Origin of the sequence: Methylicorpusculum sp. (assembly GCF_030651835.1) — a bacterium.
Taxonomy (GTDB): Bacteria; Pseudomonadota; Gammaproteobacteria; order Methylococcales; family Methylomonadaceae; genus Methylicorpusculum.
This window is the reverse complement of record NZ_JAUSBX010000147.1, coordinates 38,369-51,751: the sequence shown is the minus strand read 5'-3', so window position 1 is coordinate 51,751 and position 13,383 is coordinate 38,369. Positions and strand designations below refer to the sequence as shown.

Sequence of the window (13,383 nt, the reverse complement as noted above, 5' to 3'; positions counted from 1 at the left end):
CCCTTCCTATTTTATTGGGTGTAGGTGCTTGATTTCAAAGGACGCATGAATACATCCTTGTAGCTCTCTGCAACATCCCTGTTGCAGAAGCCTTTTCAATCAATCACCTACACCTTCTATTTCAAGCGGGCGAGTAGTTACTTTTGTAGTTATGTATACAGCGCTATGCTGGAAAACCGGCCATATGAGGCTTAACATAACGGAATTCCGGTTCGGCAAGGGCGAATCAGCCTATAACCTGTAAGCCACCCATGTTGGGAATTAAGGCTTCGGGAATATGAATACGGCCTTGTTCGTCCTGATAGTTTTCCATCACGGCTATCAAGGTCCGCCCGGCAGCAAGTCCGGATCCATTCAGGGTGTGCAGCAACTCAGGCTTACCTGTTTCTGGATTACGCCACCTCGCCTGAAGCCTTCTTGCCTGAAAATCCTTAAAATTACTGCAGGATGATATTTCCCGGTACGTATTTTGACCTGGCAGCCAGACTTCCAGATCGTATGTTTTTGCTGAGGAAAACCCGGTATCACCGGCACACAGCAATACTTTACGATAAGGCAGATTGAGTTTTTTAAGAATGGCTTCTGCATGCAAGGTCAACTGCTCATGCGCTGCAGCGGAATCTTCGGGCTTGACGATTTGGACCAATTCAACTTTCTCAAATTGATGCTGGCGAATCATGCCCTTAACGTCTTTGCCGTAAGCTCCCGCCTCGCTTCGAAAACAGGGGGTATGACAAACGAATTTCAACGGGAGTTCTTTCGCCTCAACAATTTCGTCCCTGACAATATTGGTCACAGGTACTTCAGCCGTAGGGATCAAATAAAAAGCAGGATCGTTATTCACTTTAAACAAATCCTGTTCGAATTTAGGCAACTGCCCGGTTCCCCTCAAAGTAGCTGCATTGGCAAGGTAAGGAACATAAGTTTCCATATAACCGTGTTCTGCCGTGTGCGTATCCAGCATCAGTTGAATAATCGCACGCTGCAATCGTGCCAGAGGTCCTTTTAAGACAACAAAACGCGCACTGGCAATTTTAACGCCCAGCTCAAAGTCCATGCCTTTATCGATAGCACCCAATTCAACATGATCTTTGGGTTGAAACGTGAAATCCTTTTTTTGACCCCATTTGTATATCTCCTGGTTCGCTTCTTCGCTGCGTCCTGCGGGAACCGAGTCATCCAAAATATTAGGAATCCCCTCCATGATTTCTGACAATTGCGCTTGAACTGCAGCCAGCTCATTTTCAGCTTCTTTAAGCTGATCGCCCAAATTTTGAACCTGATCGAGTAGAGGCTGGATGTCTTGTCCACTGGCTTTCGCATGACCAATCAATTTTGACCGGTTATTACGCTCATTTTGTAAATCTTGCGTTTTGACTTGAATATCTTTTCGCTGTGCTTCCAATTTGACGTAGCCATCGGTATCGAATTGAAACGAACGGCGATCTAATTGCTGGCGAATATAATCAAGATCGGATCTAAATAAACGCGGATCTAGCATAGTGATTGTTTACCTTTAAAGTTGAGTTAAACGACGAGGTCGGATTTCCTGGAATCAGTCAGGCACATCCAAATCAAACTAACGACTTGGATTAGTGCGTGCCATTTTTATTTTGAACAAATTGAATGGAGCCGGGTAGGGTCAGAACTTAATGAAATGTGTGCGGTAGAAACGTAACTCTTCAACCGATTCAACAATATCATCCAAGGCTCTGTGCGCTGCTTTCTTGGCAAAGCCGTCTTTTAAGTGAGGCGCCCAACGGGCGGCAAGTTCCTTGAGTGTTGAAACATCCAAATTCCGGTAATGAAAAAACGCCTCTAATTGCGGCATATACCGGCATAGAAAACGCCGGTCCTGACCAATACTGTTACCACACATCGGGGACGTCTTTTCCGGCACCCATTCTTTCAAAAACGCCAGTGTTCTTGACTCTGCTTCAGCATCATTGACGCTAGAGGACCTTACCCGCTCAATGAGACCTGACGCGCCGTGGTGCGCTTGATTCCATTCATCCATTCCCGCCAAAGCTGCGTCGGACTGATGGACTGCCATCACAGGGCCTTCTGCCAGTATATTAAGGTCTTTATCCGTTACGATTGTGGCTATTTCGATGATTAAGTCACGGTCCGGATCAAGCCCGGTCATTTCCAGATCAATCCAAATCAAATGTGATGAGTCCATTGCCATTGTTCGTTTCCATAGTATGATAAAAATTGCACTTAGTGTAGCATTGGCGGTTATTTATGGCTATTTCTTAACATCGGGCACAAATTACGATGAATACTTTTACCCTTATTTTTTTATTTGCGTTGGCCGTGTCTTACGCAATCCAGTTCTGGTTGGCAGAACGTCAAGCGTCTCATGTTTTACAGCATCGCGCTGCGGTTCCTGATGCGTTCAAAGCGCGTGTATCGCTGGAAGCCCATCAAAAAGCAGCCGATTATACAATCGACAAAGGCAAATTGGGCCGAATCGACAGCATCATTGGCCTGATCTTGCTTTTAGCTTTGACTCTTGGCGGCGGCATCGGTTTTGCCTTTGAAACCTGGCAAGCCACGGGCCTATCGCCTTTAGTGGCGGATCTTTGCGCTATCGCCAGCATTATCCTGGTCATGACGCTGATAGAACTGCCTACACACCTCTATCAAACTTTTGTTATTGAAGAAAAATACGGTTTCAACAAAAGCACCACCCAGCAATTCGTCAAAGATCAGTTCTTGCAACTGGGCTTGATGGCGGCTATCGGCTTACCGCTGTTAGCCCTGATTTTATGGATCATGGAATCAATCGGAGATAACTGGTGGATCTGGGCCTGGGCGGTTTTGATGTCCGTTTCCTTGTTGATGAGCTGGCTTTTTCCAACTGTAATAGCCCCGTTGTTCAATACTTTCACCCCGATGGAAGAAGGTGTACTGAAAGATCGCATACAAGGTTTGTTAGCGCGTTGCGGCTTCAACAGCAAAGGCATCTTTATCATGGATGGCTCCAAGCGTTCAGGGCACGGCAATGCTTATTTTACCGGCCTGGGCAACAACAAGCGGATCGTATTTTTCGATACGCTCGTTAAATCCCTGGACGATGAGGAACTTGAGGCGGTTTTGGCTCACGAATTGGGCCATTTCAAATGCAAACATGTGATTAAAATGCTGATTGCCAGTGCAATCATGAGCTTGATCAGCTTTGCCATTTTAGGCTGGATCATCCATCAGGAATGGTTTTTTAATGGGCTGGGCGTTAGCCAGCCATCCAATGCGGCAGCTCTGTTGCTGTTCACGATGGTATCACCTGCTTTTACTCCGTTCATGCAACCCATCAGTGCTTATTTCCAACGAAAATTTGAATTTGAAGCCGATGACTTTGCTGCAAACAATGCCAAAGCTTCAAAAATGATCAGCGGCCTGGTTAAATTATATGAGGAAAATGCCAGCACTTTAACGCCTGATCCTTTGTATTCTGCGTTCCACTACAGCCACCCCCCTGCCGCCGTTCGAATAGGGCATCTGGAATCAAAAATGCAAACCACATGAATGAATTGATTGAAGGCCTGGTCATATCGCACTTGGGCCAAGGCATTGCGGTTCAATACAATGACACAATCATTCTTTGCCAACCGCGACGAAAACTGGAAACAGTCGCGGTCGGCGATCGTGTTCTATGGCGTTTAAGTTCACCTGATCAAGGCAGTATTGAAGAAATATTGCCCAGGCGTTCTTTGCTGATTCGCCCGTCCAGTAATGGAAAGATCCGTCCGGTAGCGGCGAATATCGACAGAGTTTTTGTTGTCGTGGCCGTTGAGCCTTTTTGCGATTTTCTATTAATCGATCAATATCTCGCCGTGTGTGAAAACAGAGACATTGACGCAGCTATCATCCTTAATAAAATCGACCTTGCACTGCCCGAAGCCTTGCTAGCTGAACTCGATATTTACAGCCGACTCGGTTACCCTTTTTATACGGTCAGTACCTATGACCATCGGGGGTTGGATAGCCTTAATTCAGCACTTAAAGACCAAACCAGCATTCTGGCCGGCCAATCGGGAGTCGGCAAATCGTCTTTAACCAAAACACTCATTCCCGACCTGGATCTAAAAACCAAAACGCTTTCAGAAACCACCCGGCACGGTCGCCATACCACAACAGCAGCTACGCTTTATCACCTGCCGGGCGGCGGCGATCTCATCGATAGTCCGGGCGTAGCCATCTTCGGACTGGCAGGGTTGACGGAAAGACATTTGGCTTATGGTTTCAGGGACTTTCAGCCATACATTGACCAATGCCAATTCAACGACTGTAGACACGATAAAGACAAAGGCTGCGCGATCCGTGTGGCCATTGAAAAAGGTGATATTTCTGCGAGCCGCTATCAGCGTTTTTTAAAGCTTAGAGAAAAGATGACGCTGGCCTGATAAAAAAAGGCAATCTTTATGCAAGTGATTTCTTGAATGGGAATAGGTTTTTTTGCGAAAAATGAGCCACTCGGCGGCTACTATAGAGCAATCATTTGGGCCACGAATTGCACTATTCAGGATTAACCGCACACAATCATAATTTGCATAGCAGCAAACCAGAAGCCGCCCCACTTCTCAGGAAGGATCAGCAACATCCGGTTAATAAGCCGCCTTATTAGCTAGCCGGGAGGCCAGCGCATCTGCCGCCGACCCAGCACATGTAAGTGCAAATGAAAGACCTCCTGGCCACCCTGCTCGTTACAGTTTATTACTGTTCGATAACCATCATCTGCTAACCCTTCCTGAGCAGCAATTTTGGTAACTGCCTGCAGTAAATGCCCTGCAAGAGACACATCATGAAGATCGTTTAACGTGCTGATATGCGCCTTTGGAATGACCAATATATGAACAGGCGCCTGTGGATTAATGTCTCTGAAGGCTAATACCTGCTCGTTTTCATAGACAATATCCGGCTTTATTTCGCCAGAGACCATTTTACAAAAGATACAATCGGTCATTGTTTCCCCCTCTATTTTTTATATCGGCTTGCGCCCTTTAAATGCGTGGGTCAAAGTACTGCTATCGATGTATTCAAGCTCGCCTCCCATGGGAACACCATGAGCTATCCTGCTGGCCCGAACATGGGATCTTTTTGCGATTTCTGAAATTAACTGCGCCGTCGCCTCTCCTTCTACGGTAGAGTTAGTCGCCAAAATAATTTCTTTGATTTCTTTATTTTCCAATCTTTGCTCTAGCAGGTCCAAGCCCAGCTCATCCGGACCGATGCCATCCAGCGGCGATAAATGGCCATGAAGCACAAAAAAAACACCGCCGAATACAGACGCCTGATCCACAGCCCACACATCAGCGGGCGTTTCAACGATGCAGACAACAGAATGATCTCGACCTTGATTCGAGCAGATGGAACAAATCATTTGATCGGTCAAATTTCTGCAACTTTTACAACGTGTCACTTTATTAAGAGACTCGAGCAAAGTCTCCGCCAATCTTTTCGCACCGTCTCTGTTGCGCTGCAACAAATAGAAAGCCATTCTTTGAGCCGATTTTGGCCCGACTCCCGGTAGATAGCACAAATCCTGAATTAATTGCCCTAACAAGCCTTTCTTATCCATTACCATTAAAAAGGCATCTGAAATCCGGGCGGCAGAGGAAATCCTGCAGTAAATTGCGCCATTTTTTCCTGCTTCATTTTTGCAACTTTATGAACCGCATCATTGATTGCCGCAGCAACCAAGTCTTCCAGCATATCTTTGTCATCACCGACCAGAGAGTCATCTATCGTCACTTTTCGCACTTCTCTTTTGCCAGTCATCACTATTTTGACCAGACCACCGCCAGATTCGCCCAGCACTTGCATCAGGGCTAATTCATCTTGCGCATTTTTTAAATCTTCCTGCATTTTTTGGGCTTGCTGCATTAAATTGCCCAGTGCATTTTTCATAATAGGGTTACTCCTTAAATTTATTGACCTGCGGGCTCGATAGTACCGGGAACAACCCGCGCATCAAATCGTTCTTTTAATGCCGCAACAGCCTCGTCATTATTGATAGAATCCACGGCGTTTTGCTGTAATTCTTCACGTTCTTTGCGATGCTTCATTGCCGGTGTGACAGCCTCAACTTCACCGGTCTGGATAACCAGACGGATTGGCTTAGAAAAATAATCCTGCAAGGCCTTCTGCAAATTATCCTCAATTTTAGGGCTGAGTAAATGCTTGTGCCCGGTATCCAATTCAAGCGTACAAACTGTATCACTAATATTTCTCAAGACACAATTATTAGCAAACTCCCGCGTCATTCCTCTGATTTTAATCGCAACGACCAGATCAGACCATTCAACTGAATCACTTGTAACCGGCTTTTCCTGACTGCCCGGCTCCGGTACTTTCAAAGTCTCTTGCACCTTGGAAGCGGAACGTTCAGGTTCTTGGGGCTTGGTCTGACGAGTGTCTTTTACTGAGACTACTGGAGACGAACGGACTTGCTTTTCTGAAACAGCAGGCTGAAACGTCAAAAGCCGCAGCATGACCATTTCAAATCCGCTGCGCGGATCAGGAGCCAGTGCAAGGTCCCGTTGGCCAATCAACACAATTTGATAATAAAGCTGAACTTCCTCAGGACTGATTTTTTCAGCCAGCATGGCCACGGAATCCAAATCAAAATCGTTTTTCACTACGGAAGGAGCCACCTGATACAACGCAATCTTGTGTAAAACGAGCAAAATTCGTTGCAGCACATCGCCGAAATCTGGCGTCAAATCAGATAATTCATTAATGATCTGAAAAAGCTTTACAGCGTCTCTTTCTAAAAGAGCATAAATCAGATTATCAACCGGCTGCTGGGCAATCGTTCCGAGCATCGCGGTAACGTCATCCAAATTGACACGGCCATTACCAAAAACAATGGCCTGATCAAGTAAGCTCAAGCCATCACGCATACTACCATCTGCAGCTCTTGCCAGCATTCTCAAAGCGGGAGATTCGGCGTCTATCGCTTCCTTTTGCAAAATCGTCTCCATTTGCAAAAAGACCTGATCCGGCAGCATACTTTTCAGATTGAATTGCAGGCAACGCGACAAAACTGTAACTGGAATTTTGTGGGGGTCAGTTGTTGCCAATAAAAACTTGACGTGTTCGGGTGGCTCTTCCAGGGTTTTTAGCAGCGCATTAAAGCTGTGCCCGGAAAGCATATGCACTTCATCGATCAGGTAAACTTTGTATCGCCCGCTGCTTGGGGCATATTGAGTATTTTCCAAGAGATCGCGGGTATCATCGACTTTTGTTCTGGATGCAGCATCCACCTCAATCAAATCCGGATATCGGCCTTGATCAACTTCGATACAGACATTGCATTGGCCGCACGGATTATAATCTTTTCGCGCTTCGCAGTTGATTGCTTTGGCAAGAATTCTGGCGATAGTCGTTTTGCCAACACCGCGAGTGCCGGTAAACAAATAAGCGTGGTGTAGACGGTTATGTTTGAGTGCGTTAATCAGAGAATTAACAACGTGCTCTTGTCCAACGATTTCCGAGAAATTGCGAGGACGCCATTTTCTGGCAAGAACCTGGTAAGTCATTGAAGACTCTTAAAGGGTATGAAATTGGGGAGGGAACCGTGCCAGCCACATCCCGGCACACGAATCTGCTGCTACCGTTGCTCCCTTCCGGACCTGGCGGGGTTTACAGCGTATCGTTGCGAGAGGACCGACACGGTTTCCATAATAGAGCCGCCTAAACGGCTAAAGAGGGCGCATTATGATGGAATCGATTTGAAAATTCAACCTTAATTTTAATAATCATCAGGAATCGCAGTGGACTGACTGTAATATCCTGAAAACCAAGGATCATCGGCAAAAACGGATCAGGGCAAATAAACCTTCCAACGCATACCACCTAGTGAAGGGCTTTTATCACCGAAAAGCTCTCCCCCCATCAGTCCAACCAATTCATTGACAACAGCCATGCCAATTCCATGTCCATGTATGTTCTGGTCAGCCCTGACCCCTCTTTTAAGAATCTCTTCCAGTTGACCTGCAGGTATACCCGGACCATCATCTTCAATTTGAAGTAGAAATTTATACTTGTTTTTCTTAATTTGGTTCTTATTTTGCAAACTGACTTTGACTTTTTTATCACACCATTTACTGGCATTGTCGATCAAATTGCCGGCAATTTCGTAAAGATCGCCTTCTTCACAATATAATTTATAGCTTTCAGGCTTTCGGGTTTCAAAGTTAATTCTTTTCTCACTGTGAACCTTGCGCATGGACCCGATAATTTTATCCAGGACTACTGAGGCATCGACTGTGCCTGTCGATTTTTTCTCACCTTTTGCCGCGGCTTTCTGCAGCTGATACTCGACGATCTCATTCATCCTTGATATTTGATCCAACGCGGTTTTTTTATTCAATTCAGGCGTTTCAATGCAGCCTCTCAGTATCGCTAACGGTGTTTTCAAACTATGCGCCAAATCGGCCAGTGTATTTCGATAGCGCTCAAGGTGAGCTCGCTCACTGCTTACTAACGCGTTCAGATTACCTGCCAAGCCTTCCAGTTCAGTTGAATAAACACCATCAAGCCGGGTTTTATCGCCGCGCTCAATCGCTTCCAGATCTTTGACGATAACTCTGAGCGGTTTTAAACTCCAGCGAAGAACCACTAATTGAATAATAATAAGTACCGAACCAATCCCCATCAACCAGGACTGCAGCACTCTTTTGAAACTTGAAACCTGGTTGCTGACAAATTGACTGTCCTCAGCCACACTAAAAATAAATTCACGTCCTTTTCTTCGCTTATCTTCCCAAATAACACTGTAGTGCAAAACATAGCGCCCCATGTCATCCAGCAGGAAGGCAAACTTTCCAGGCGCTATTTGGGGAGGCGGAGATAAAGTCAAGCCAACAGCCGATGGCGAATGCCATTCTGTTTTGCCTTTTGAGGACTGAACCGAGGCATACAGGCCTGAACCAGGATCAGAAAAACGGGGGTCCCTTAAGGCTTTAGGCAGTTTAATCTGACCGTTGCGCGTCAATTCGGCGGCCGACAAAAGCGAATAAACCTGAACTTTTAAATTTTCACGCAACGCTTGTTCCGCGCTTTCCTTATAACCACGCTCCAAAACCACTGATACGATGGCAAAAAAAGAAGCGAGAACAAAGCCGGTGGAAAAAAGCAGCCTGAGACTGAGGGATTTACGTTTCACTTTGCTTCAAACACCGGATTCAGCTCAACAATTATGCATTAACTCATTTATTTTCAGTCGCACTGCAGCGGATTAATTTGCGGGTATGCGGTAGCCGCGTCCACGTAGCGTTTCAATGGGTTTGACGACACCGTCAGGATCCAGTTTTTTTCTTAGCCGCCCGATAAATACTTCAATGACATTGCTGTCTCTATCAAAGTCTTCATCGTAAATATGTTCGGTTAATACTGACTTTGAAACGACCTCACCTTTTCTAAACAACAGGTATTCCAAAACTTTATATTCGAAGGCAGTTAAATCCATTTTTTCACCGGCAACAGTCACCTCCTGCGATACGGTATTCAACTCAATATTGGCATGAGTCAAGACCGGGTGCGATTTACCACCCGACCGACGGATTAAAGCATTAAGCCTGGCCAGCAATTCTTCGTAATGAAACGGCTTGACTAAATAGTCATCCGCACCCGATTCCAGACCTTCAACTTTTTCCTGCCAACGGCTTCTGGCAGTCAGAATCAAAATCGGAAACTCGACATTTTCCTTGCGCAATTTTTTGATCAATTCTACGCCCGAAATATCGGGCAGTCCTATATCGATGATCGCCGCATCAATCGGGTACTCGCTACCCAAATAGAATCCGTCAGCACCCGTTGCAGCCAAATCCACTGCAAAACCTTTCCTGCCCAAAAACTGCCGGATCTGATCACCAATCAACGGCTCGTCTTCAACCACCAAAATTCGCATAGCACGCTCTCTTTATGTCATTCTTTATCTTCATCGGGCAAAAAGTCTTCCAACAAATCCCCCGTCTGGGCATCAACTATAAAATGCTGAATCCGGCCATCGGCTGTCAGCACCTTAATGATATGAACCTCTCTTTCATTAATCGTCTCCGTTTTGGCACCCAGCACTTTATTTTGCGGATCGGAAAGCACCTGCCTGGTTGCCTCATCTAGAGAAACCGAAGCAAAGGCTACCTCGCTGCCAGACAAAACAGAGGCGAGGAACATGAAGCCGATCAAAATTACTTTAATTAAATTTGCCATTGAAAATCCGGAACATAATCATGTGTTGCACTACCCTTTGGTCTCTGCAAATTGCATGGCTTAAAATATACGTCTAAATGACTGAATAGTCACTGAATCCAACTTCATCTCATATCCCAGCGCGTAAAGGCCGCACTGACAGCCTGACCAAAAGAGGTTCCCAGCTTGCCAAACAATCTGTCCATTATGCGTTCGCTAGGTGTAAAATTAACCAGTTTTTCAGCGCCAATAACGTTTTTCGCAACGAATTTGTCACTGCCAAAATCATCGGCTAACCCCAGAGAAACGCCTTCCTTACCGGTCCACACCAACCCTGAAAACATATCGGGCGTTTCTTTGAGGCGATCGCCACGTCCCTTCTTTACCGCATCGATGAATTGTTTATGCACCTGATTGAGCAATGTTTGCATATGCCTGGTTTCAAGCTCATTCACCGGTAAAAAAGGATCCAGCATCGCTTTATGATCTCCGGCAGTCAGCGTCCGTCTCTCTACACCCATTTTTTCCAGTGTTTCAACAAAGCCGAAGCCATTAATGACCACACCAATCGAACCGATAAGACTGGCTTCATTCACATAAATCTTGTCAGTTGCAGAAGCCACATAATAGCCGCCGGAAGCGCAAATATCGCTCACTACCGAAATAATAGGCAAATTGGGAAACTCCTGCTTAACCTGTCTGATTTCGTGAAAAATATAGTCAGACTGGACGGGGCTGCCACCGGGCGAATTAATGCGCAGAATAATGCCTTTAGTATTTTTATCTTTTGCAGCATCGCGTAAGCCTTGTGAGATTTTTTCAAAGCTGGCGGGCTTATCCTCCGCTATGACACCAACCACATCGATGACGGCTGTGTGACCTTCTCCTCCACTCACATCCATGTCTTTTTTGATGGAGGGATACATCGCGACAACAAAAACAGCGACCAGGTAAAAAAACAACAACAATTTAAAAAAAATGCTCCAGTGTCGTGCTTTTCTTTGCTCTGTTACAGCAGCGAGCGCCAGTTTCTCAATGACTTCGCGCTCCCAACCCTGTTGTTTTTGACCCTCAGAGCCTTGCGTCATGTCATTATTACTTTCCATTATTTAACCTCAGAAATGTTATTAAATCAGATGTATTTTGAAGAAATTCCAGGGGGCGATGCGGCAATAACTGCTGTTCAGCATGCGCGCCGCAGGTAACTGCAATTGAAGATATTCCGGCATTTGAAGCCATTTCCAGATCATGAACAGAATCACCAATCATGACCGCAGATTCTTTTCGAATGCCGATTTCCTCAATAATCTGCTTGAGCATTAACGGATCAGGTTTTGACGCCGTCTCATCGGCACAGCGGCTCGCAACAAAATATCCGCCGATCCCGGTTTGTTCAAAAGCATGCTGAAGACCTTTGCGTGATTTTCCGGTCGCTACTGCCATCATAAAACCGCTTTTCTTAAGCGCGTTCAAAAGATCAAGTACGCCTGGAAACAAGTCCTCAACCCCTAGTTGACGGGAAAAATAAAGCTGTGAATAACGGTTGATTAAACGCTGCGTTTCGAATTGATCAAGTTCCGGAAAAAGGACTGACATGGCCTGATTGATGCTAAGTCCGATAATGTCTTTTGCCGCACCTTCATCCGGCGCCTTATGTCCGCACTCTAATGCTGCGTTTTGTAAACAATAAACAATCCAATCGATGGAGTCCATCAGGGTTCCATCCCAATCGAATATCAGCAAATCAAACTTACTTTTTATCATCAAACCAAACCTGCATATCTGCGGGTATCGGTGCAGTGATGGTTAATGGCTTACCACTCACCGGATGCTGGAATTCAAGTCTAAAGGCATGAAGAAAAAGGCGCTTGATACCTCTTTTTTTAAAACCTCGATTGACTTCAAAATCACCGTATCGGTCATCGCCAATGATGGGATGCCCCAACCAGGCGGCATGAACTCTTATTTGATGAGTTCTTCCGGTTTGCGGACTGGCTTCTACCCATGTCGCATCAGGCAATGATTTAATAGCTTTGAAAAATGTTGCCGAACTTTTTCCTTCCTGGCTCACGATAACCATGCGCTCACCACTCTGGCCTGTCTGCTTTAACAAAGGCGCATTGACGGTCATGGATTTCTTCTCCCATACACCGCTCAACAAGGCCAAATAGGACTTTTTGATGCCATCTCCCCGGAAAAGTTCATGCAGCGTCCGCAGCGCACTGCGTTTTTTAGCGATAATCAAACACCCCGAAGTATCCCGGTCCAGACGGTGTACCAATTCAAGAAAATGCGCATCAGGTCTTAATTGACGCAAACTTTCTATCACTGCCGTATTTAAGCCGCTGCCGCCATGAACGGCATAACCGGCGGGTTTATTTAGCACCATCAAGACATCGTCCTCAAACAGAATATCCTGCTCCAGACTCTGTTTAAGATTTTTCGGCACAAAAATAATGTCATCAACCACATTGACCCTAACCGGTGGAATTCTGACTAAATCACCCGACTGCAACCGGTATTTAACGTCGACTCTGCCCTTGTTGACCCGCACTTCGCCTTTTCGCACGATACGATAAATGTGGCTTTTTGGAACACCTTTGAGCTTGGTAATCAAAAAATTATCCAACCGTTGATCACTGGTTTCCTCGGTAATTTCAACCATCTGCACCGCAGCGTATAGGCAATTTTGTTCTGTTTTCATTTTCTTATGATATCAGCATATCCCGTAATTTAATGCTTTAAAATTGATGGATGGCCATAACATTGCTATATTAGGCGAGTCTATAATTTTATTGACATAACCGATTCGCAATATTAGAGCGGAACATCATAGTTTTTTCCAAACTGTTTTTATGAATTTTAAACAGCTTGAGCATTACAATTTTGGGTTTCATCGTTCGACCCATGACGAACGAATTGCAATAACTCCTGTTTAGGAAAGATTTTACAAGACGACAGTCCTTTGCTTTCATCATACTTTGAACCATCGTTATGAGCACTTCAGCCTCTTAACCTTAACTAAAGCGGATCTATACAAAAATAAACTCGCATACTGTCACTTTCAAAGTTGAATCTACCCGTAAAAGATGAATTATCACGCTGCATAAAACAAGCCGTGAACACAATCCAAACTGTCTAAATCACAAAATCTGATAATGGAGCAGGAACCTATCAAGGAAAAAT

The 13,383-nt window shown here is 45.3% G+C and carries 14 protein-coding genes and 1 other RNA gene; 2 read left to right on the top strand and 13 right to left on the bottom strand.

Translation table 11 applies throughout. The features are described 5' to 3' along the window. Window positions 1–226: 226 nt before the first annotated feature. Together serS and orn are read right to left on the bottom strand one after the other, a co-directional pair. Entirely contained in the window at window positions 227–1,501 is a 1,275-nt protein-coding gene (gene serS, locus Q7V32_RS19010; protein WP_304898552.1) for a serine--tRNA ligase, read from the bottom strand. Window positions 1,502–1,642: 141 nt separating this feature from the next. Continuing rightward, on the bottom strand, window positions 1,643–2,188 hold the full coding sequence (orn, locus tag Q7V32_RS19005) for an oligoribonuclease (RefSeq protein ID WP_304898551.1): 546 nt from the start codon (window positions 2,186–2,188) through the stop codon (window positions 1,643–1,645). 89 nt (window positions 2,189–2,277) lie between these two features. Between orn and Q7V32_RS19000 the strand changes: the two genes are divergently transcribed. Together Q7V32_RS19000 and rsgA are read left to right on the top strand one after the other, a co-directional pair. Then, window positions 2,278–3,528, top strand: coding sequence for a M48 family metallopeptidase (locus tag Q7V32_RS19000; RefSeq protein WP_304898550.1), 1,251 nt, complete (start codon window positions 2,278–2,280; stop codon window positions 3,526–3,528). Then, on the top strand, window positions 3,525–4,406 hold the full coding sequence (rsgA, locus tag Q7V32_RS18995; RefSeq protein WP_304898549.1) for a ribosome small subunit-dependent GTPase A: 882 nt from the start codon (window positions 3,525–3,527) through the stop codon (window positions 4,404–4,406). The genes Q7V32_RS19000 and rsgA overlap by 4 nt, the downstream gene beginning before the upstream one ends. A 221-nt stretch (window positions 4,407–4,627) precedes the next feature. On the opposite strand, the gene Q7V32_RS18990 is transcribed toward rsgA, so the two are convergent. The 11 genes from Q7V32_RS18990 to rluC form a co-directional block, all read right to left on the bottom strand. Continuing rightward, a complete protein-coding gene (locus tag Q7V32_RS18990; RefSeq protein ID WP_304898548.1) occupies window positions 4,628–4,966 on the bottom strand; it encodes a histidine triad nucleotide-binding protein in 339 nt (112 codons plus the stop codon). Between the two features lie 18 nt (window positions 4,967–4,984). Then, the gene (gene recR / locus Q7V32_RS18985; protein ID WP_304898547.1) at window positions 4,985–5,581 is read right to left on the bottom strand and encodes a recombination mediator RecR; all 597 of its coding nucleotides are present in this window, start codon (window positions 5,579–5,581) and stop codon (window positions 4,985–4,987) included. A 5-nt stretch (window positions 5,582–5,586) separates the two neighbouring features. Then, complete coding sequence (locus Q7V32_RS18980) at window positions 5,587–5,910, bottom strand: YbaB/EbfC family nucleoid-associated protein (RefSeq protein ID WP_159656321.1); 324 nt, start codon at window positions 5,908–5,910, stop codon at window positions 5,587–5,589. A 20-nt stretch (window positions 5,911–5,930) separates the two neighbouring features. Further along, window positions 5,931–7,544: a DNA polymerase III subunit gamma/tau gene (gene dnaX / locus Q7V32_RS18975; protein ID WP_304898546.1), complete on the bottom strand. Its 1,614-nt coding sequence runs from the start codon at window positions 7,542–7,544 to the stop codon at window positions 5,931–5,933. Window positions 7,545–7,580: 36 nt separating this feature from the next. Further along, an RNA gene (gene ffs, locus Q7V32_RS18970) (signal recognition particle sRNA small type) lies at window positions 7,581–7,677 on the bottom strand. A 151-nt stretch (window positions 7,678–7,828) separates the two neighbouring features. Next, a complete protein-coding gene (locus tag Q7V32_RS18965; RefSeq protein WP_304898545.1) occupies window positions 7,829–9,172 on the bottom strand; it encodes an ATP-binding protein in 1,344 nt (447 codons plus the stop codon). 72 nt (window positions 9,173–9,244) lie between these two features. Continuing rightward, a complete protein-coding gene (locus Q7V32_RS18960; protein WP_159656327.1) occupies window positions 9,245–9,916 on the bottom strand; it encodes a response regulator transcription factor in 672 nt (223 codons plus the stop codon). Window positions 9,917–9,933: 17 nt separating this feature from the next. Next, window positions 9,934–10,218 carry a PepSY domain-containing protein gene (locus Q7V32_RS18955; protein WP_304898544.1) on the bottom strand — a complete coding sequence of 95 codons (285 nt, stop codon included), beginning with the start codon at window positions 10,216–10,218 and terminating at the stop codon, window positions 9,934–9,936. Window positions 10,219–10,322: 104 nt separating this feature from the next. Next, entirely contained in the window at window positions 10,323–11,303 is a 981-nt protein-coding gene (gene sppA, locus Q7V32_RS18950) for a signal peptide peptidase SppA (RefSeq protein ID WP_304898543.1), read from the bottom strand. Next, on the bottom strand, window positions 11,293–11,961 hold the full coding sequence (locus tag Q7V32_RS18945; protein ID WP_370690851.1) for an HAD-IA family hydrolase: 669 nt from the start codon (window positions 11,959–11,961) through the stop codon (window positions 11,293–11,295). The genes sppA and Q7V32_RS18945 overlap by 11 nt, the downstream gene beginning before the upstream one ends. After that, complete coding sequence (gene rluC / locus Q7V32_RS18940) at window positions 11,948–12,901, bottom strand: 23S rRNA pseudouridine(955/2504/2580) synthase RluC (RefSeq protein ID WP_304898542.1); 954 nt, start codon at window positions 12,899–12,901, stop codon at window positions 11,948–11,950. Before rluC ends, Q7V32_RS18945 begins: the two co-directional genes overlap by 14 nt. Between the last annotated feature and the right edge of the window lie 482 nt (window positions 12,902–13,383).

Bases quoted from the DNA above. Each gene is read 5' to 3' on its own strand.
- serS (WP_304898552.1), bottom strand. From the start codon at position 1,501: ATGCTAGATCCGCGTTTATTTAGATCCGATCTTGATTATATTCGCCAG.
- orn (WP_304898551.1), bottom strand. From the start codon at position 2,188: ATGGCAATGGACTCATCACATTTGATTTGGATTGATCTGGAAATGACC.
- Q7V32_RS19000 (WP_304898550.1), top strand. From the start codon at position 2,278: ATGAATACTTTTACCCTTATTTTTTTATTTGCGTTGGCCGTGTCTTAC.
- rsgA (WP_304898549.1), top strand. From the start codon at position 3,525: ATGAATGAATTGATTGAAGGCCTGGTCATATCGCACTTGGGCCAAGGC.
- Q7V32_RS18990 (WP_304898548.1), bottom strand. From the start codon at position 4,966: ATGACCGATTGTATCTTTTGTAAAATGGTCTCTGGCGAAATAAAGCCG.
- recR (WP_304898547.1), bottom strand. From the start codon at position 5,581: ATGGATAAGAAAGGCTTGTTAGGGCAATTAATTCAGGATTTGTGCTAT.
- Q7V32_RS18980 (WP_159656321.1), bottom strand. From the start codon at position 5,910: ATGAAAAATGCACTGGGCAATTTAATGCAGCAAGCCCAAAAAATGCAG.
- dnaX (WP_304898546.1), bottom strand. From the start codon at position 7,544: ATGACTTACCAGGTTCTTGCCAGAAAATGGCGTCCTCGCAATTTCTCG.
- Q7V32_RS18960 (WP_159656327.1), bottom strand. From the start codon at position 9,916: ATGCGAATTTTGGTGGTTGAAGACGAGCCGTTGATTGGTGATCAGATC.
- Q7V32_RS18955 (WP_304898544.1), bottom strand. From the start codon at position 10,218: ATGGCAAATTTAATTAAAGTAATTTTGATCGGCTTCATGTTCCTCGCC.
- sppA (WP_304898543.1), bottom strand. From the start codon at position 11,303: ATGGAAAGTAATAATGACATGACGCAAGGCTCTGAGGGTCAAAAACAA.
- Q7V32_RS18945 (WP_370690851.1), bottom strand. From the start codon at position 11,961: ATGATAAAAAGTAAGTTTGATTTGCTGATATTCGATTGGGATGGAACC.
- rluC (WP_304898542.1), bottom strand. From the start codon at position 12,901: ATGAAAACAGAACAAAATTGCCTATACGCTGCGGTGCAGATGGTTGAA.